Origin of the sequence: Varibaculum prostatecancerukia, from assembly GCF_943169825.2 — a bacterium.
In the GTDB taxonomy this organism is placed as follows: domain Bacteria; phylum Actinomycetota; class Actinomycetes; order Actinomycetales; family Actinomycetaceae; genus Varibaculum; species Varibaculum prostatecancerukia.
The window spans coordinates 1,685,219-1,703,777 of record NZ_OW968402.1; the positions used below are offsets into that span (position 1 = coordinate 1,685,219).

Consider the following 18,559-nt stretch of genomic DNA (forward strand, 5'->3'; position numbering starts at 1 on the left):
AATATAATGCTTCGATAACGAAATGTCACGTTTTGGTTACGAAAGTTTTTTAATCTTTCTCAAGACCTCGGAAACCAAGTGGCCAGACCCACAAAAATGCGCACCCTCAATAACTAGAAAATCAGCCCTAATAATTCGCTATTATCCCAGCTCAAAACAAAACTTAGACAGGTCTAATCCCCCTGGGAGACCCCTTCGACAAACAGGTGCTGCCCTAAAGAAGTGTAAAGTAACACAGTTTTTCCTGTGTCAACCCCGATAACCGACACCTGATCGTTCTGAGGCTGCAGATTCACCTCGTGACCAGGCAAAATACCGGCCTCATCAAAGAAAGCCAGCATTCGGGGCTCCGCCTGCAGAGGCTCGCCAATCCGCACCACTTTGGTGGCCACAATACCGCCATACTGCTCCACAATCTGCGCTGCAGAGGTTCCCGGCCCCACCAAATCGCTATCAGCATCAGGAATCGGGTTGCCATAAGGGTCAGTAGAAGGATGATGCAGCATATCGAGCAGGCGCATCTCTACCGCGGAAGACATCACGTGCTCCCAGCGGCAGGCCTCATCGTGCACCATTACCCAATCCAAACCGATCAAATCCAGCAGTAACCTCTCGGCCAGGCGATGTTTGCGCACCACTTCCCGCGCGAGGGCAACGCCCTGGTCAGTAAACTCAATCCGGCGATTATCAGCCACAAAGAGCAAATCATCGCGCTCCATGCGCGCCACAGTTTGAGAAACGGTGGGGCCGGAATGATCCAGGCGCTCCACAATCCGTGCCCGCAGCGGCGGCACCCCATCCTCGAGCATCTCGTAGACAGTTTTCAGATACATCTCGGTGGTATCAATCAGATCGCTCATCAATGCCCCTTGTGCCGTGTCAGTCGCGGAACCTGCGCCCGCCATTATTCTCGCCCAGCCTCACATTGCCCGGCTAACCCAGGATATGGCGCTTAACGCAAAGTTTAGACGCAAACGCGATTACCAAGGGCGTTTTGGACTAGATTCGCGGAGGTTTGCGCACCTAGAGTAAGGTTTGCTTTATGGAAAACTTTGTCAGCATTCCCGAAAATTTATTGCCCAAAAATAGGAAATTCGGATCCGGACCTAGCTCAATAAGAAAAACTGCCCTTGCGAAAGTTGCCGCCAGCGACCTGCCCGGCACCTCGCACCGGCAAGCCCCAGTTAAAGACCTGGTGGGTTCGCTGCGCGAAGGGTTAAAAGAATTATTTGCCCTCCCGGACGGATACGAGGTAGTGCTGGGAAACGGCGGCGCCACCACTTTTTGGGCGGCGGCGGCGTCCTCTTTAATTAGGGAAAGTTCCGCGCACGCCGTTTTCGGCTCCTTTGGCGCTAAGTTTGCGGAAACCGTCAGCGGGGCTCCGCACCTTAAAGACCCGGCAATAGAGCTCGGGGGCGTATCGGCGAGGGCGCAGGGCCGGGAAACCGAAAGCGAAATCGCGCTTTTGCGGGGCGGGCAAGAGGGAATCGACGCCTATTGCTATCCCGCACATGAGACTTCTACTGGCGCCCTCAGCCCGGTAAAGCGCATTGAGGGAGGATTAAACCTGGTAGACGCCACTTCGGTCGCAGGCGGGGTGCAGGTCGATATTTCACAGACCGACGTTTATTACTTCTCGGGGCAAAAATGTTTCGCCGCCGAGGGCGGGCTGTGGGTGGCGCTGGCCTCCCCTGCCGCTCAGGAACGGGCGAAAGACATCAAAGCAAACCCGGGTGCAGGACGTTGGATTCCTCCGGTACTGGATTTTTCGGTGGCGCTGAAAAACTCGGTTAAAAACCAGACTTTAAATACCCCGGCGATTGCCACCCTGATTTTATGGGAAGACCAGGTGCGGTGGATGCTGGCGGAGGGCGGCCTGGAGGCGATGGAAAAACGCACCCGGGCGTCCTCGGCGGTGCTATATGAGTGGGCGCGTTCCCACCCGGACGCCTCCCCCTATGTGTCTGCCCCGGAAGAGCAGTCCCCGGTGGTGGTGACGATTGATTTCCACGATATTGATGCCAACCAGGTGATTGCGCAGCTGCGCGCTAATGGGATCGTAGATATCGATCCTTACCGGGCTTTGGGACGCAACCAGATCCGGGTGGCGTGCTTCCCCAATGTGGAAGTGGCCGATACCCAGGCGTTAACTGCCTGCCTAGACTACGTAATCGACCGCCTGTAGCGGCCTTCTTTAGAAGCGGGTGCAGCTACCTGCGCGCTAGGCAGCACTAAAGCACCCTACCGGCGCCCGCTAGGCAACACTAAAACACTCTTATAAAACAAATAGTCCGTGGGAGCAGCCTGGCCACTCCCACGGACTATTTAAATTCCAGACCCTTTACGACAGCAGGGATTGGATCGGCCCGAGGCAGAAGTAGATTACGAACAGGATCGAAACTATCCACATCAGGGGGTGGATCCGCGAAATCCGTCCGGAAGCGATCTTGACGATCACATAGGTGATGAAACCGAACCCGATACCGACGGTAATCGAGTAGGCGAACGGCATCATCATGATGGTCATGAAGGCGGGAATAGCCACGTCGGCGCGCGTCCACTCGATATCGCGAACATTCACCATCATGAGGAAGCCTACGAACACCAGGGCGGTGGAGGCCGCCTCGGCGGGAACCAGATCCACTACCGGGGCGATAAACATGGAAACCCCGAACAGCAGGCCGGTAACTACCGAAGCCAAACCAGTGCGCGCGCCCTCGCCAACCCCGGAGGTCGATTCCACGAAAGAAGTGTTAGAGGAAACGCCGCCCAGGCCACCGGCCATTGCCGAAAGCGAGTCAATCAGCAGAATTTCGCGAGTCTTAGGCGGATTGCCGTTCTCGTCGAGCAGGTGCGCGCCTGCGCCTACCGCCACCATAGTTCCCATAGTGTCAAAGAAGTCTGCGAGCATCAGCGAGAAGATCAGCAGCACTACCCCTACCGCGGTGGTGTGGGGGTTGGTGAAAGCGCCGAAGAAATCAACTGCACCGATAGTGGAAAAATCGGGCAGGGAAACCGGGGAACCTTTAAGCTGCGGCACGTTAGAAGCCCAGGCAGATACCGCCTTTTCATCGGCTGCGCGCGAACCCAAATGGGCAAAAGCCTGCACGATGAAAGCCAAAACCGTAGCGCCCACAATCCCGATGAGAATCGCGCCTTGCACTTTGCGGATATAAAGCACCACAATCACGGCTAGACCGACACAGAACACTAGCGCTGGCCATCCCACCAGGGAGCCGTTCACACCCAGCTGTACCGGAGTGCCTCCAGGACGAATAATCCCGGCATTTATCAGACCTACGAACGCAATAAACAGACCAATACCCACGCTGATAGCGGTTTTTAGTTGGGCAGGAACCGCTTTAAACACGGCCTCCCTAAAGCCGGTCAGCACCAGGATGGTGATGGCCACGCCCTCCCAAAAGATCAGCCCCATCGCTTCCTGGTAGCTGAGCCCCAAAGCCTCGGGGTTCGCCAAAGTAAAAGCCACCACGGCGTTTAGTCCCATACCGGAGGCCAAAGCCAACGGGAAGTTCGCCACTAGCCCCATAAGCAGGGTCATCACGCAGGCCACCAGGGCAGTGCCGGCAGCGATAGAAGATTGGCTAATACCTTTGGGGGCGGCGTTCCCCAAAATCGCGGCGTTAACCACCAAAATATAGGCCATCGCGAAGAAAGTGACCAGGCCACCGCGGACTTCCCGCCCAACGGTGGAGCCCCTTTCAGAAATTTTAAAGAAACGATCTAGGAAACTATTCGACTTTGTCGCCGTATCTTGAGAAGACAAGATAACTGTCCAATCCGCCACCAGGGCATAGAAGTTACTTACAAGCTCATTATCGGAAGATTCCCAGGGTTTTTCCAATCTTGACCGCTATCTGCGACTTAGTTGCAAATTTCATCCAGATTGCCTACGCCGCAACCAAAGCAGCCCTAGCGAGATTCCCTAGACCTGTTCGAAAATTCCTTAGCCTCCTGGTCAGAGCTGCTAGTCCTAACCGCTAGCGGGCAATAGCTAGGACGCAAACACAGTCCTCCAGCCTCAAGCCGAGCCCCTAGCCAGAGCCACTACTCCCCTAGATATCCACCTGTTCTACGTCGAGTTCATCCAGGCGCGCGGGCGTGGGCTGCCAAGGGGAGGTATCCACTTTGACGTCAGTTTCCGAATGCGAGCCACAGGTGTGATCCATAGAAACCACCCGGCCATCGTCCACTGACCATTCATTGGTGCACACCCCGAACATGGTGCGCATACTGCCTGCTACCTTCAGTAAGAAGCCACAGGTTGAACAGGTATTTTCTGGAAGCTTCTTGCGGGTCATTCCCCGCCGCCCAGGACCTTGTTCGGAGTTATACCAGCGTTTAGCGGCCTGGGCACGACCGCAAGCCGACAGTACCCGGGGGCGCCCCAGTCCCAGTTCCTCTAGGGTGCGCCGATCAAGATCTTCGGGATTGGTGTCCGCATAGGACTGATCGAGGCGCTCGTCATCGGGAACGTAAGGTAGCACGTCCTCGCGTTTTATGTCTTGAGGACGCAGCCGCTCTGCCCAAGGCACCCAGGGACGCGCCAACAACGCGTCCTCTCCCGGAAGTAAATCGACTTCACAGACGGTGGCTTTGCGTCCCCGTGGCACCCGCGCTAAAACCGCCACCCAACGCCAGCCGCGGTAACCCGGCTTTAAACATTCAAAACAGTGGGTGACCAGGCGTTCACCCTCGTTAGTGGCGCTCAAATGTTCGCCAATCTCTTCCGGTTTCGCAATAGGCGCAAGCCCTTCGCGAGCAATATCGACCGCGCTGGCTAGTACACTATCCGCTTTTCCGGTTTTACGCCGGGTAGTTTCACTCATGTGCGTCTTTCTTAATTCACCGCCACTACTAGGCATCGAAATCATCGGCAACTGCCCGCAGCAGCTGCGCGATCTTCGCACCATTTTCCGGGTAGCGTCCATGCCGCAAATGCCCGGAGGAGGCGTCCAATAACTTAATCAGGTCTTCGACTACCGGCACCATGGCCTTGGGTTTACGCCGCAAATTTTTTGCTACTGAGGGCGCGCGCTGCAAGATCTTCACCGATAGGGCTTGGGGACCGCGTCGCGAGTCGGCAACGGAAAACTCTACCCGAGTTCCCGGTGCAGGAGGTTTAGTGTCAGCAGGCAATACGCTGGCGTGTAAGAACACCTGCGAGCCGTCCTCTGCGGTGATAAACCCGAACCCTTTGTCGGCATCAAACCACTTAACTTTTCCGCTTGGCACTGAAATCTCCCTACTTTTTCTAAATCTAGGTTACATGAAGCAACATATAACCCACTTCTTTGCATATGATAATGCAAAGTGGGGATTTAATCTGCTCCGGGCTAGCCTCATTAGTTAGGGAGAAACTTACGTGAGAGTCTTAAAGAAAGCCGGTTTACTGGTAATAGTTCTTCTAGCTGCGCTTTTCGCCAGTTTCGTAGTTACTGGAAACGTTGCTTACGCCGAGGATCCGCCTAAAATTTCCGATCACCTTTATGATCCAGGAAATAAAATGGGCAAACAGGCCGAGAAAGTCAAGGAACGTCTGGCGTCTTTAGATCGCTCGGGACTGCATGTTTATGTGGCGTTCCCATCGGAGTATTCCAATGACACCGTCAGCAACTGGAACTTGATGGCGCTACAAAAGTCGGGGGCTCCTCAGGGCTCCTATATGCTCTCGATAGTGGCTGATAACCCTAATCAGACCATGTATTTGGCTTCTGCAGATAATGCCGCGAAACTCTCCCAAGAAGAATTGTCTGCGATAGCCTCCGATAAAATGGTGCCCCTGCTCAATCAGCAAAAATATCCCGAGGCAGTTTTAGCTTACCTGGATGCGCTTTCAGCGAAAGCACCGGAAATGGGGTCGGGACTGGCGGTTGCCCCCTGGGCGATGATTGCTTTCCTGATCGCCCTAATTGTGGTGATCATAGTGATTTCCCGGATGCTTAAGGCGCGCCGTAAAGCTAAGGATCACGCCGAGGAAAGAGACAAAGCGGATGTTTTGGCTTCCGAGGCAGCGGCCAGCCCGGTGGTAACGCCGGTGACAGCTACACCAGCTACCGAGGAGCAGACTGCCCCGGCACCCTCGGTTCCTGCTGCTACCGAAGCAGAAAGTAGCGAGGAGGATGAGCAACCGCGCAAACGAAAGTTTGGATTCAAGTTTGGAGGCAAGAAAAAGGCGAAAGCCTCCGCCAGCGATTCACCTCTGCCAGAAGCATCCTCGACCCCGGCAGCTGCCCAGGAGGAGGCAGTTACCGCTGCTACTTCACCTGCTGCGGCTCCCGTTACCGCGGCGGCCACGCCCCATTTGCCTGAGGTTAGTGCGCCTAGTGCGCCTGCGGCGGTTTCTCCCCAGCCGGCAAGCACCGCTGCTGCTTTTAAACCGCAATTTGGCAAAGTTCCTTCACTTGCGGAGCTAGATCAAATCGCTTTAGCACGGACGAAAGCTGCTTCTCAATCACCTGCCGGAACTACCGGCAGTGGTCACGCCCCTGTGCAATCTCCGCAGGCGCCACAGGTGCGGGAGGTACCGCAGGAGGCGCCACAAGCGCCGGCTCTACAGGGGCAGGCACCAGTTGCGCAGCAACCACAACAGTTCCAGCCGCAGGCGCCACAAGAACAACCGCAGGTACAGCAACCCCCGGCTACGCAACCACCGCAGCCGCAGCCCGTAGCGAGCGCCCCACAAACAGTAACGCCCGGTTCGTCGCCGTTACCACAAGCGCCGGCCTCATCTCCGCTGGCTGCTACCGCCACCCCGGCAGTGCCCACGGCGGCGCCAACCGTGCAATCCCCGCAGATGTCCGCGCCGCAAGCGCACAGTTCCGTCCTACGTCCGGGAGCGACCACCTATTTGCCACCGGAAGCCAATGACGATGACACTCAGGTTACTTCCGCCGCGCAGATTAAAGACTATGGTCAAGAACGTCGCGACGAGATTGCCCGCGCGAAAGCCCGCGCCCAGGCAATTAACCGTTTCCGCCAGGAACAGGCGCATAAGCAAGCCGCGCCCACTCCAGAGCGACCCGCTAGCTATCAGCCGGGTTTGAGCCCCCTGCCGACAACCCCCAGCCCCCAGCAGCAAGCGGCTGTTCCGGTAACGCCTCCCGCGCAGGTGCCTTCCCAGCCCGCGCCGCAGCCACAACTGCCCACGCAGGTGGCTTCCCAGGTTGTATCTCCGGTAGCGCCGCAGGAAATTCCACAGGTATCTCCGCAGATGACAGCTCCGGTTCCGGGAGGCGAAAGTTCGCAGGCTCCCAGGCAGGCACAGGCCGCCGCGCCCTCCGGCCCGGAGCCGACCACTGCCCCGCAGACGATTCCGCAGGTCGTTCCCCAAGAAACGCCGCGCGTGGAACCGCCGGTAACCCCGCAGACTCCGCCACAGGCAGCTCCGCCGGTAACTCCGCCGGTAACCCCGCAGACTCCGCCACAGGCAAGCGAGCGCCCGGCAGAACCCGGCGCGCAACCGGACTTTACGAAAGTGCTGCGGCAGGCCGATTCCTGGGCTCGCAAGGGTTCCAGCAAGCTGGCGCTGGCACAGGAACGCTTTGGAAAGAGCATCACCCAGCCCTTCGCATTGGCGCTAGTACGCGCCCAAGATGCCGTCCGCGCCGCCTTTGCGGAATTTGCTACTGCCCAGCTGCAGTCACGGCCTATTGATCAGCAGATTGTGGCCGGTAATTTGCCGGCACCTTTGCGGGAGCTGCGCGATCAGATCACCCACTTTACGAATCTGTATCATCAGCAAACCCCGCTGCCGGATATCACCCGCAGCTTCGAGCGGCAGATTATTGAATGCCGGGAAGACCTGGTCAGATGCCGGTTGATTGTGGAGCGCATCCAGAATGATGACCCCCAAAACGCTACTCGCATCGGCGAGGACGTGATGGGGGCGCATAAACTGCTGGCGCGAGCACAGAACCTGCTGGAAGAAGCCAAGACCATGGATCGCGCGGGGCAGGAAAACGAGGTACTCAAAGCCACGGTCCGCACCGAGAACCTTTTGTTGCAGGGGCGTAAAATCGCGCGGCAGGCGCGCGCCGAGGAAGCCGCTCTCCAGGCGGCAGAAAAAGTTACTCAGGCTTTGACCTTCGAAGAAAAAGTGGAGCCGCTTAGCGAGCAGGTCGCTATTTTGATGGCGGCAGTCGATGACTATATCGGAGTGCACACCGCTAAGGTAGGAGTAGCTGCCCGCACCATGCTTGACCTGGCAAATCGCACTTTGACTCGCCTTGATCGGCCGGGGAATCACGACACTCAAGAAGCCTTGCGCCTCTTGCAACGCGCGAAACAGCAGACTGAGCAGGCCTTGCGTCTGGCAGAAAATGATGTGGCAAAGCGGAGCTAATCAGGGCTAAACCGCACTAGTAGTAGGGTGAAACGGAGCTAGCCACGCGAAGCCGCGAAAGCCTCCCCTGACAGCCAGATTTCTGCGCCTCGGGGAGCCAGCGCCTCCTGAAGCCGATAGGATTAGAGGTATGTGCTTAGCTCGATTCCGCAAACGGTTATTGGCATCATTTTTCGCGGCGCTGCTGGGGATGTTTTTCACGGTAGCACCAGCGAGCCCGGCTCTAGGCGATGCGCCTGCGGAAAGTTTTGACAACCATCTATCCGACCCGAGTGGATATCTTGACGATTCGCAGGAAACAGCTCGTGCCTTAAACGATGCCTCCGGCGGGGGCTACCAGCTCTATGCCGCCCTCACCGACAATTTTGCGCCCCTAAGCGCGCAGGAATGGTGCGTCAAGAGTCGAAATCAGGGCGCGGGAAACAGCCGCAGCGTGCTGCTAGCAATCGCGGTCAAGGAACGCGCCTACTATATTTGCCCCAGTGACGATGTCAGTTTCAGCGCCAGCAGGCAAGAAAGGATTGTTCAAGGAATAGAGCCCCTACTTTCCCAGGAACAATGGGAGCAGGCAGTTAAAGTCTTTGCATCCAGCGCCGCTTCCTCCTCCGATCTTAGCGATGCCGGAAGCGCGGGAGATTCCGGCGTAGGGGAATCCGCGAGCACGGGCAGCTGGTTTTGGCTGATAGTCCAAGTCCTGGCGGTAGTGGGAATCGGAGTCGGGATTATTGCCTTCGTCCGAAAACAAAAAAAGACCCGCACTCAAATAAAAACCAGGCAGGCTGCCTCGGATAAGCAGATTGTAGAGCAGGCAGGGTCAGATGTATTGGCCGCTGACGATGCCATTCGAGGTGCGAAAGAAGAACTAGAGTTTGCGAAGATGCAGCTAGGGGCGGCACAAACCGAGGAATACGCCCAAGTGCTAGCGCAGGCTACCCAGGCGCGAGATAGCGCTATGGAAAAGTTGGCGAGTTTAGATTCCCTGGCGGGTATCGAAAAATCCCAACAGGCGCAAGCTGCATCTGCTGAGGCTAGACACTGCCTCGAACTGTTGAAGCAGCAGGCAGAGAAATTAGCGAGTTTACGCGAATCTTTAGATTCTTTGCCGGCGCGGATTAAGAACCAGTTAACGCTGATTGCAGAGTTAGAAACCCAGGCAGAGCAGCTTCCTGCCATCATCGCGGCGCTGCATAAGAACCACCCCCAGGCGGTATTAACTTCTTTAGATGACGCCCCCGAGCAGATCAGAAACCTTTTGGGAGCCGCGCGGGAAACTTTGCAACCGCTGCTAAGCGAGTCCAGCTCTCCCGCCCTAAAAGTGCAGGTGCAAACCGCGGAGCGAGCGATTGCCCAGGCACGGGCCTTGATAAAAGAAGTTTCTGAGGCCGAGGGACAGTTGGCGAACTTGCAACAGTCACTGCTGGCGGCAGTAACCTCTATTTCTGCTGATCTCGACGATGTGAAACGGCTGGAATTGCAGGATAAGTCGATTTTTCAAACGCTTTGTAGCAAAGCGCAAGCCGAGATTGATAACTGTATGAAAGCCCGAGATGGGCAAGGTGACCCCCTGGCGGCGCTGTCCGCGATTGCCCAAGCGGAAGCAGATTTGGATCAGGCGCTGGCGCCCTACCGGCAAGACAGTGAGCAAAAACAGAAGGCAGCGGCGAGATTGCAGACAGCTTTGGATAGTGCACAGAGACGGATTGCCAGTGCAAATAGCTACGTTTCTAGCCACCGGGGAGCGGTAGGTTTGGATGCACGCCAGTATCTTGCGCGCGCCAAATCCCTTTACCAGCAGGCACAGGAGGCCAGAGGAGATACCGGGATAAAGCTGGCGGAGTTGGCGGGAGAAGCTGCCGATCAAGCCCGGGACAGCGCGCAGGCGGACTACCGGGAGCGCCGCGATGACTGGGGCAGCCGGCCGGGAGGTGGTGGTAGCGACTTTCTAACCGGAATGATTCTGGGTGGAATCCTGAATGGCGGTCGCGGACCGGGAGGCAGCAGCTGGGGCGGCAATAGCGGCAGTTTCGGAGGTGGCTTCGGCGGCGGAAGTAGCAGTGGCGGTTTCGGCGGGGGCTTTGGCGGCGGAGGCGGCGGCTTCGGAGGAAAGTTTTAACCGGCGAAGCGCCCAGTTTTCCGGTAAAATTAGAAAAGATACTCAATAACTAGGAGGACCAATGGCAGAAAAGCAAACGATTCTGGGACGAATTACCAATATGGCGAAAGCTAATATCAATGCACTCCTAGACCGGGCAGAAGATCCGGGAAAGATGCTTGACCAGATGATTCGGGACTATACCAACTCGATTCATGAAGCTGAAAGCGCAGTTGCCCAGACCGTAGGGAACGTACGGCTGGCAGAAAAAGATTTAGAAGATGATCGTGCTGCCGCCTCCCAGTGGGGCGAAAAAGCCGCTCTAGCGTCAAAGAAGGCGGAAGAAGCGCGCGCTAGCGGGGATGCTGGCGAGGCAGATCGTCTCGATAATCTAGCTCGCTTGGCTCTGGGTAAACAGATTGATTTTGAGGAGCAGGTCAAGGCGCAAGAACCGCTCTTGGTTTCCCAAAAGGATATGGCGGAGCAGCTTAAGCAAGGCCTGGCCGGGATGAAGACCAAACTAGAGGATCTTAAAGTTAAGCGCGACCAGCTGGTGGCCCGGCAAAAGACCGCCGAAGCCCAAAACCAGGTACAAGAAACCGCCCAAAAGTTTAACCTCGCGGATCCCACCAGTGAACTTAACCGTTTCGAGGAGAAAATCCGCAAGCAGGAAGCCCTGGCAGCCGGACGCGCGGAGCTGGCTTCTGAATCACTAGAGAATCAGTTCGCGGAGCTGGAAAAATCCGGTTCCTCGGCAGAGATTGAAGCCCGACTAGCGGCTTTGAAAAACAAGTAAGTCTCACTAAGACAGACAGCTTTAATACCTGTTGCTGGCGTCAGAATTTTTTCTGGCGCCAGCAATGTTTTTTACGTTAATAGGATCTGATATTCCGGAGCACTACCAGGATGGAATCTGCGCCGCGCCGGTAACGATCGCCACCCCTGCCAGTAAGCACGCAAACCCTAAGGTCAAACGGTATTCGCGCACCTGGCGAGTAAGAATGGGGCCGAGCGCGCCTCCCACCATGGAGGTGAGCGCAAATACCGTAACTACTACCAGGTCGATATTTAGGGGCGTCCCTATCCGCGCCAGCAGCGAAGATACACAGGAAATCACCATTATAAACAGCGAAGTGGCCGCTGCTTGCCGCATATTAAGGTGCAGCAAAATCACCAGTGCAGGCACTACCGCAAAGCCGCCCCCCACCCCAAAAAATCCAGTCAAGAAACCAGTAACCAGCGCTGCCAGTACCCATTTAAATAGGGGACTTTGAGGTTGCACTTTATCCGCCGCTACCTGCGCAGAAGCTTCGGGACTCGCGTCAGCGCCAGTGCTAGCGTTTTGTGCGAAAACCTCCGCGGCGTCCTCCTGCAAAATTTTGCGAATCTTATCGTGATACTGACGCCTGGCCGTTAATCCTCGTCGAGCCATAGCGATCGCTACCGCTGCCGCTAGCAGCGCAAATAGCAACATCAGATAGTTTCCGGGGGTGAGGGCGTTTACCTTGCTGCCGGCAACCGACCCTGCGGCGCTAAAAACCCCAAATAGCAGCCCTTTCCTCCACTGCACATTGCCCGAACGCGCATGCGGAACCAGGGAAACTAGGGCGGTAAGCCCCACGATAATCAGGGAGGCAGCCGCCGCCTCGTGGGGGGAAAAGTGCAGCAAATAAACCAGCACCGGAATGAATAACATTCCCCCGCCCGCACCCAGCGCCCCTACTACCAGGCCAATCGCTAGCCCGATGGCGGCGGCAAGCATTAAAAACATGGCTATTTAGCTTTGTCGTATTCCTGCAGCGAGCACACTCCGTAGGTGCGGTCGCGGGTAGCTTCAATCGCCTGTACCGCTGCTTGGAACTGGGAAATGGTGGTGATAATCGGTTTGTCGGCGGCAGTGGTGGCGGTGCGGATTTCGTAGCCGTCTACCCGCGCCCCGGAAGTGCCGGGGGTGTTAATCACCATGTCGATTAGCCCGGCGCGAATCATATCCACCACCGTTTGTTCCCCATCAGGACCCGGCCCTTGGCTGGCTTTACGCACTTCGGTAACCGGAATCCCGTAGCGGCGCAGCAAAGCGGCGGTTCCCGCGGTCGCCATGATGGAGAATCCCAAGTCAAATAACCGGGATACCGGCAAGGCTAAGGAACGTTTATCCTGGTCAGAGACCGACACGAACACGGTGCCGGCGGTGGGTAGATTCCCATAGGCCGCGGTTTGGCTCTTGGCAAAGGCAGTGGGGAAATCCCGGTCGTAACCCATGACTTCCCCGGTAGAACGCATCTCGGGCCCGAGAACCGTGTCCACGATTCGACCATTCTTGTCCCGGAAACGTTTAAATGGCAGCACCGCCTCTTTAACCGCAATCGGCCGTCCGGGCGTAGCGAAATCAGAATCATCTGCCGGCAGATAGCCGCGCTCTTTTAGCTCCGCAATCGAAGAACCCATCATCACTAAGGCAGCTGCCCTCGCTAAGGGCACTCCGGTAGCTTTCGCTACAAAGGGAACGGTGCGCGAAGCCCGCGGATTAGCCTCAATCACATATAACACCCCGCTAACCAGGGCATATTGAATATTGATGAGGCCGCGCACCCCTACTCCGGCCGCGATTTTCTCGGTGGAAGTGCGGATATGGGAAATAATCGCGTCCGAGAGAGTGATGGGGGGCAGCACGCAAGAAGAATCGCCAGAATGAATCCCGGCCTCCTCGATATGTTCCATTACCCCGCCCAGGAACAGCTCCTGGCCATCATAGAGGGCGTCCACATCAATCTCGATGGCGTCATCAAGGAAACGGTCAATCAGCAGCGGCCCGGTCATCACTGTGGGATCAGATAGGTTATAGCGATGCAGGTAGGAGTCGAGTTCTTCGGCGGAATAGAGGATCTCCATTCCGCGTCCTCCCAACACGAAAGAAGGACGCACCAAAACCGGATAACCGACTTTTTCTGCCTGCTCAAAAGCTTGCTCCGGGGTGGTAGCAGTTCCATGCGCCGGAGAGGGCAGCCCTGCCTCGTCAAGAACCCGGCCAAAAAGTTCGCGGTCTTCGGCGGCGTCAATCGCGCTCGGCGGAGTACCCACAATCGGCACCCCGGCAGCTTTCAAACGCGCAGCTAAAGAAAGCGGGGTTTGCCCACCTAGCTGCACAATCATCCCCGCTACCGGGCCAGCCGCACATTCGGCCTCGTAAACTTCCATTACGTGCTCAAAGGTGAGCGGCTCGAAATAGAGCCGTGACGAAATGTCGTAGTCGGTGGACACCGTTTCCGGGTTGCAGTTGACCATTACGGTGTCATAGTCGGTTTGCAGTTCCTGAGTGGCGTGCACACAGGAGTAATCGAACTCGATCCCCTGCCCGATCCGGTTCGGCCCGGATCCCAGAATAATCACCGCCGGACGCTGGCGCGGTTTAACTTCGCTGGTCAGGTCATAGGTGGAATAGTAGTAGGGAGTTTGGGCGGGGAATTCCCCGGCGCAGGTATCGACCGTTTTATAGACCGGGCGAATCCCGAAGGCTTTGCGCACTTCCCGCACTACCTCATCGGATACGGAGCGAATCTGCCCAATCTGCAGATCCGAGAAACCGTGACGTTTGGCTTCTACCAGCAGATCCGGGTTCAGTGCTTCCGCTTCCCGAATCTTCACTGCCACCTCGTTCAGCAAGAACAGTTGATCTAGGAACCAGCGGTCAATCTTGGTGGCCTCGTAGAGTTCTTCCAGGCTCGCCCCCGCCCTAATCGCATCCATCACCTGGATTAGGCGTTTTTCTGTAGGGGTCTTGACCTGCTCTAATAGCTCCGCTTTCGAAGAAGCAAGCGGGGTGTCCCAGCGGAAGTAAGTGCCCGCTTTATCCAGGGAAATCAGGGCTTTTTGCAGGGCTTCGGTAAAGTTACGTCCCAGCGCCATCGCCTCGCCCACTGACTTCATGGCGGTGGTCAGCGTGGGGTCAGCCGCCGGGAACTTTTCGAAAGCAAAACGCGGCACTTTGACGACCACATAGTCCAAAGTGGGCTCGAAAGAGGCCGGAGTCGAACCGGTAATATCGTTGGGAATCTCGTCTAGGGTGTAGCCCAGAGCCAGTTTTGCGGCCAACTTCGCAATCGGGAAACCGGTAGCTTTCGAAGCCAGCGCGGAGGAACGAGACACCCGGGGGTTCATCTCAATGACTACTACCCGACCAGTATCGGGGTGAACCGCGAACTGGATATTACAGCCGCCGGTATCCACCCCTACTTCCCGGATTACGTTAATCCCAATATCGCGCAGATTCTGCAGCTCCCGGTCAGTTAGGGTGAGCGCCGGCGCCACCGTAATGGAATCGCCGGTATGTACCCCTACCGGGTCAACATTTTCGATAGAGCAAACCACGACCACGTTATCGGCCTTATCGCGCATCAGCTCCAGTTCGTATTCTTTCCACCCCAGAATCGACTCTTCCAGCAGCACTTCGGAGGTGATGGAATCGGCCATGCCTCCCCCAGCGATCCGAATCAGATCCTGTTCGTTATAGGCAATACCGGACCCCATACCGCCCATAGTGAAAGACGGGCGCACCACCAGCGGATATCCCAACTGTTCAGCGGCTTTTCTGCAGTCAGCCAGGTTGTGAGCAATGAAAGATCGTGCCACTTCGGCGCCGCAACGGTGTACTACCTGCTTGAATTCTTCGCGATCTTCGCCGGCGTTAATCGCCTGGGCGCTCGCCCCGATTAGCTCCACCTGGTATTTTTCCAAAGTGCCATCTTGGCTAAGGGCAATCGCGGTGTTGAGCGCGGTTTGCCCACCCAAAGTCGGCAGCAGGGCGTCCGGGCGTTCCTTGGCTATAATCGAGGCCACTACCTGCGGGGTTATCGGCTCAATATAGGTGGCATCCGCCATCTGGGCATCGGTCATAATGGTCGCCGGGTTAGAGTTAACCAAAATAACTCGCAGCCCTTCCGCTTTAAGCACGCGGCAGGCCTGGCTCCCGGAATAGTCGAATTCGCAGGCCTGACCGATTTGGATCGGCCCGGAACCAATAACTAGGACAGATTTAAGATCAGTTCTGCGTGGCATTTTTTTCCTTCGTTTCCTGCATGATTCTTAGGAACTTATCGAATAGATATTGGGCATCGTGAGGACCGGCCGCCGCCTCGGGATGGTACTGCACGCTGAAAGCTGGCAGGTCGAGGGCGCGCAAGCCTTCCACTACCCCATCGTTTAGCGCCAGGTGAGAGACTTCTACCCGCCCGTAGCGTCCTCCATCGAAAGGAGCCACCGAAGGATGCTCCGCCGGAGCGTCCACCGCGAACCCGTGGTTGTGGGCAGTGATCTGCACTTTCCCGCTTTCGCGATCTACCACCGGCTGATTTACCCCACGGTGACCGTAGGCAAGTTTATAGGTGCCGTACCCGAGAGCCCGTCCTAGGATTTGGTTGCCGAAACAGATTCCAAAGAAAGGAATACCCGCGTCCAGCACCGCCCTCGCCAGGGCTACTTCGTGGTCTGCTGAGGCCGGGTCACCCGGTCCGTTAGAGAAGAACACCCCATCGGGGTTCACTGACATGATGTCTGCAAAGCTGGATTGCTGCGGGAAAACATGCACCTGAATCCCGCGCAGCGCCATCTGCTCGGGGGTGCGCGCTTTGATTCCTAAATCTAGGGCAGCCACCACCGCTAAAGGCTCTTTACCCTCATATTCGCCAGCGGGCTCTACCACGTATTTTTCCGGAGTGCTCACATCCGCCGCCAGCGCGGCGCCTGCCATCACCGGCTGGTCTCGCACTACCGAAACCAAGAGGTCGCGGGTGGCATCATCAAGATAGGCGGCACCTGCCGGAAGCGCCTCGCCGGAAAAAATTCCGCCCCGCATAGCACCGACTTCCCGCAAATGCAGGGTGAGGGCGCGGGTGTCTACCTCGCAGATCCCTACTATTTCTTGGGCTTTTAACAGGTCTTCCAGGTCGCCGGTAGCACGCCAATTGGAGGCGCGCCGGGCGGCATCGCGGACCACATATCCGGCTACCCAGACCCGACCCGATTCGGGATCCACTTCATTTACGCCGGTATTTCCGATATGGGGAGCGGTTTGGATAACTATCTGGCGGTGATAGGACGGGTCAGTCAAAGTTTCCTGGTACCCGGTCATCCCGGTCGCGAATACCACTTCCCCCAGGGCGCGTCCCCGCTTGCCCCAGGCTTTGCCTTTCGCGATAAACCCGTCCTCCAGCACGATTAAGGCCAGATCCGAGGAGGCCTGCTGCATAAGAACTTCTCCTTATCTATGCCTCACCCAGGGGTAAGGGCATATAGAAAAAATTGCCCGCACCGAGGGGGCGCGAGCAAATAGGTAAGAGTTTCACTGCCCCTAATCATAGCGTAAGCGCCCGCCCCGGCGTGATTCTTGTTCACCGCCTAGTAGCTATAGGAGAGGTACCTACTGTGAGAGCGTGCCTGCTGTTAGCTAACGCGAAGTTGTTTCTGGAGGGTGATTCTTTCGCCGGAGGGTGATCCCGTTGCCAGAGGGCGATTCCGTCGCCGGAGGGCGATTCCGTTGTCAGAGGGCGATTCCGTCAGGTAAAAGGCAAACAAGCGAGCAGTTGCGCCCTCCACGGACAAAAACACCCTCCAGCGCGGTAAAAAAGACCCGAATCTAGCGGCTCCACCACAACTCGGGAGGATGATCTTGTCGCCGGAGGGTGATTCGGTTGTGGGAGGGTGGTTTCGTCAGGTACGAGGGAGAAAAGCGGGCAGTTGCGCCCTCCACGGACAAAAACACCCTCCCCGGACAAAAACACCCTCCCCGGACAAAAACACCCTCCCCGGACAAAAACACCCTCCAGCGCCGGGAAAAAGCACGATTTTCGCGCCCCTAAACACCACCCCGGAGGGTGATTCCGTTGCGGGAGGGTAATACTGTCGTGGGAGGGTGCTTTAGTTTAGGATTCAGGCTCTGCCAGCAAAGATTGAGATTCCGTAGTCAGGATTCGTCGATAAAAGGTGCGAGAAAAAGGGTAGCCCCGGCGGAAAATCCGCCAGGGCTACCTTAAATCTCTAGGTAACTAGATAGAAAACAAAGTTACTTCATCCGGGTGCCGACGGAGCCCAGACGCTCACACGCCTCGACTACGCGCGCCGCCATACCGGCTTCGGCAGCTTTGCCCCAAGAACGCGGGTCGTACTGCTTCTTGATACCGACTTCGCCGTCTACCTTGAGGACGCCCTCATAGTGCTTGTACATCCAATCAGCGATCGGACGGGTGAAAGCATACTGGGTGTCAGTATCTATGTTCATCTTGATAACGCCGTTCTTTACCGCAGTGGCGATTTCTTCGGCAGTAGAGCCGGAGCCACCGTGCATTACCAAATCGAACGGGCGATCTCCCTTGCCATACTTCTCGCCTACGGCTTCTTGAATCTCGCCCAGGAGTTCCGGACGCAGCTTAACGTGTCCCGGCTTGTAGGCGCCGTGAACGTTACCGAAGGTCAAAGCAGTTATGTAGCGACCTTTTTCGCCGAAGCCCAAAGCCTCAGCAGTCTTCATACCATCTTCTGGCGTGGTGTAGAGCTTCTCGTTGATTTCCCCAACGATGCCGTCCTCTTCGCCACCGACAACGCCGATCTCTACCTCGAGAATGGTGTTGGCCTTAACCGACAGTTCCAGCAGTTCCTGAGCAATTTCCAGGTTTTCTTTCAACGGAACCGAGGAACCATCCCACATATGGGATTGGTAGGCCGGCAGGCGACCAGCCTTGACCTCTTCGGCTTCTAGCTCCATTAGGGGGCGAATCCAGGAGTCAATGTTCTGCTTGGCGCAGTGGTCAGTGTGCAAAGCTACAGTTACCGGGTAGTTCTTGGCGATTTCCCGGGCGTAGGCGGCCATAGCCAGGGAGCCGGCTACCCGATCTTTAATGGTAGCGCCCGACCAGTATTCGGCACCGCCTACCGATACCTGGATGATTCCGTCCGATTCTGCCTCGGCAAAACCACGAATCGCAGCAGTTAGCGTCTGGGAGGAAGTAACGTTAATCGCGGGATAAGCGAACTTGCCTTCTTTCGCGCGATCTAGCATTTCGTTATAAACTTCAGGGGTTGCAATAGCCACAGGGGCCCTCCTTTAAGAT

The 18,559-nt window shown here is 56.7% G+C and carries 12 protein-coding genes; 4 read left to right on the forward strand and 8 right to left on the reverse strand.

Translation table 11 applies throughout. The annotated features are described in order from the left end of the window. Window positions 1-173: 173 nt before the first annotated feature. Complete coding sequence (locus KO216_RS07320) at window positions 174-860, reverse strand: metal-dependent transcriptional regulator (RefSeq protein ID WP_215523578.1); 687 nt, start codon at window positions 858-860, stop codon at window positions 174-176. 182 nt (window positions 861-1,042) lie between these two features. Here KO216_RS07320 and serC point away from each other — a divergent pair, with 182 nt between their 5' ends. Continuing rightward, the gene (serC, locus tag KO216_RS07325; RefSeq protein WP_215523579.1) at window positions 1,043-2,185 is read left to right on the forward strand and encodes a phosphoserine transaminase; all 1,143 of its coding nucleotides are present in this window, start codon (window positions 1,043-1,045) and stop codon (window positions 2,183-2,185) included. Between the two features lie 156 nt (window positions 2,186-2,341). Here the strand turns inward: serC and KO216_RS07330 are convergent, their stop codons facing one another. From KO216_RS07330 to KO216_RS07340, 3 genes are all read right to left on the reverse strand, one after another. Next, window positions 2,342-3,787 carry an NCS2 family permease gene (locus KO216_RS07330; protein WP_215524101.1) on the reverse strand — a complete coding sequence of 482 codons (1,446 nt, stop codon included), beginning with the start codon at window positions 3,785-3,787 and terminating at the stop codon, window positions 2,342-2,344. Between the two features lie 289 nt (window positions 3,788-4,076). Beyond that, a complete protein-coding gene (locus KO216_RS07335; protein WP_215523580.1) occupies window positions 4,077-4,850 on the reverse strand; it encodes a DUF3027 domain-containing protein in 774 nt (257 codons plus the stop codon). A 28-nt stretch (window positions 4,851-4,878) separates the two neighbouring features. Then, complete coding sequence (locus KO216_RS07340; RefSeq protein WP_251451981.1) at window positions 4,879-5,256, reverse strand: cold-shock protein; 378 nt, start codon at window positions 5,254-5,256, stop codon at window positions 4,879-4,881. Between the two features lie 130 nt (window positions 5,257-5,386). Here KO216_RS07340 and KO216_RS07345 point away from each other — a divergent pair, with 130 nt between their 5' ends. From KO216_RS07345 to KO216_RS07355, 3 genes are all read left to right on the forward strand, one after another. Further along, window positions 5,387-8,365 (forward strand): hypothetical protein, encoded by a 2,979-nt coding sequence (locus KO216_RS07345; protein WP_215523581.1) that lies wholly within the window; start codon window positions 5,387-5,389, stop codon window positions 8,363-8,365. Between the two features lie 130 nt (window positions 8,366-8,495). Further along, the gene (locus tag KO216_RS07350) at window positions 8,496-10,478 is read left to right on the forward strand and encodes a TPM domain-containing protein (RefSeq protein ID WP_215523582.1); all 1,983 of its coding nucleotides are present in this window, start codon (window positions 8,496-8,498) and stop codon (window positions 10,476-10,478) included. Window positions 10,479-10,539: 61 nt separating this feature from the next. Continuing rightward, entirely contained in the window at window positions 10,540-11,253 is a 714-nt protein-coding gene (locus tag KO216_RS07355) for a PspA/IM30 family protein (protein ID WP_215523583.1), read from the forward strand. Between the two features lie 102 nt (window positions 11,254-11,355). Here KO216_RS07355 and KO216_RS07360 read toward each other — a convergent pair whose 3' ends face one another. The 4 genes from KO216_RS07360 to fbaA all read right to left on the reverse strand — a co-directional run bounded on the left by KO216_RS07360 (window position 11,356) and on the right by fbaA (window position 18,540). Next, the gene (locus tag KO216_RS07360; protein ID WP_251451982.1) at window positions 11,356-12,228 is read right to left on the reverse strand and encodes a sulfite exporter TauE/SafE family protein; all 873 of its coding nucleotides are present in this window, start codon (window positions 12,226-12,228) and stop codon (window positions 11,356-11,358) included. 2 nt (window positions 12,229-12,230) lie between these two features. Then, window positions 12,231-15,512: a carbamoyl-phosphate synthase large subunit gene (gene carB / locus KO216_RS07365; RefSeq protein ID WP_215523584.1), complete on the reverse strand. Its 3,282-nt coding sequence runs from the start codon at window positions 15,510-15,512 to the stop codon at window positions 12,231-12,233. After that, window positions 15,496-16,701 carry a glutamine-hydrolyzing carbamoyl-phosphate synthase small subunit gene (carA, locus tag KO216_RS07370; protein ID WP_215523585.1) on the reverse strand — a complete coding sequence of 402 codons (1,206 nt, stop codon included), beginning with the start codon at window positions 16,699-16,701 and terminating at the stop codon, window positions 15,496-15,498. The genes carB and carA overlap by 17 nt, the downstream gene beginning before the upstream one ends. Window positions 16,702-17,514: 813 nt before the next feature. After that, complete coding sequence (fbaA, locus tag KO216_RS07375; RefSeq protein ID WP_215523586.1) at window positions 17,515-18,540, reverse strand: class II fructose-bisphosphate aldolase; 1,026 nt, start codon at window positions 18,538-18,540, stop codon at window positions 17,515-17,517. Between the last annotated feature and the right edge of the window lie 19 nt (window positions 18,541-18,559).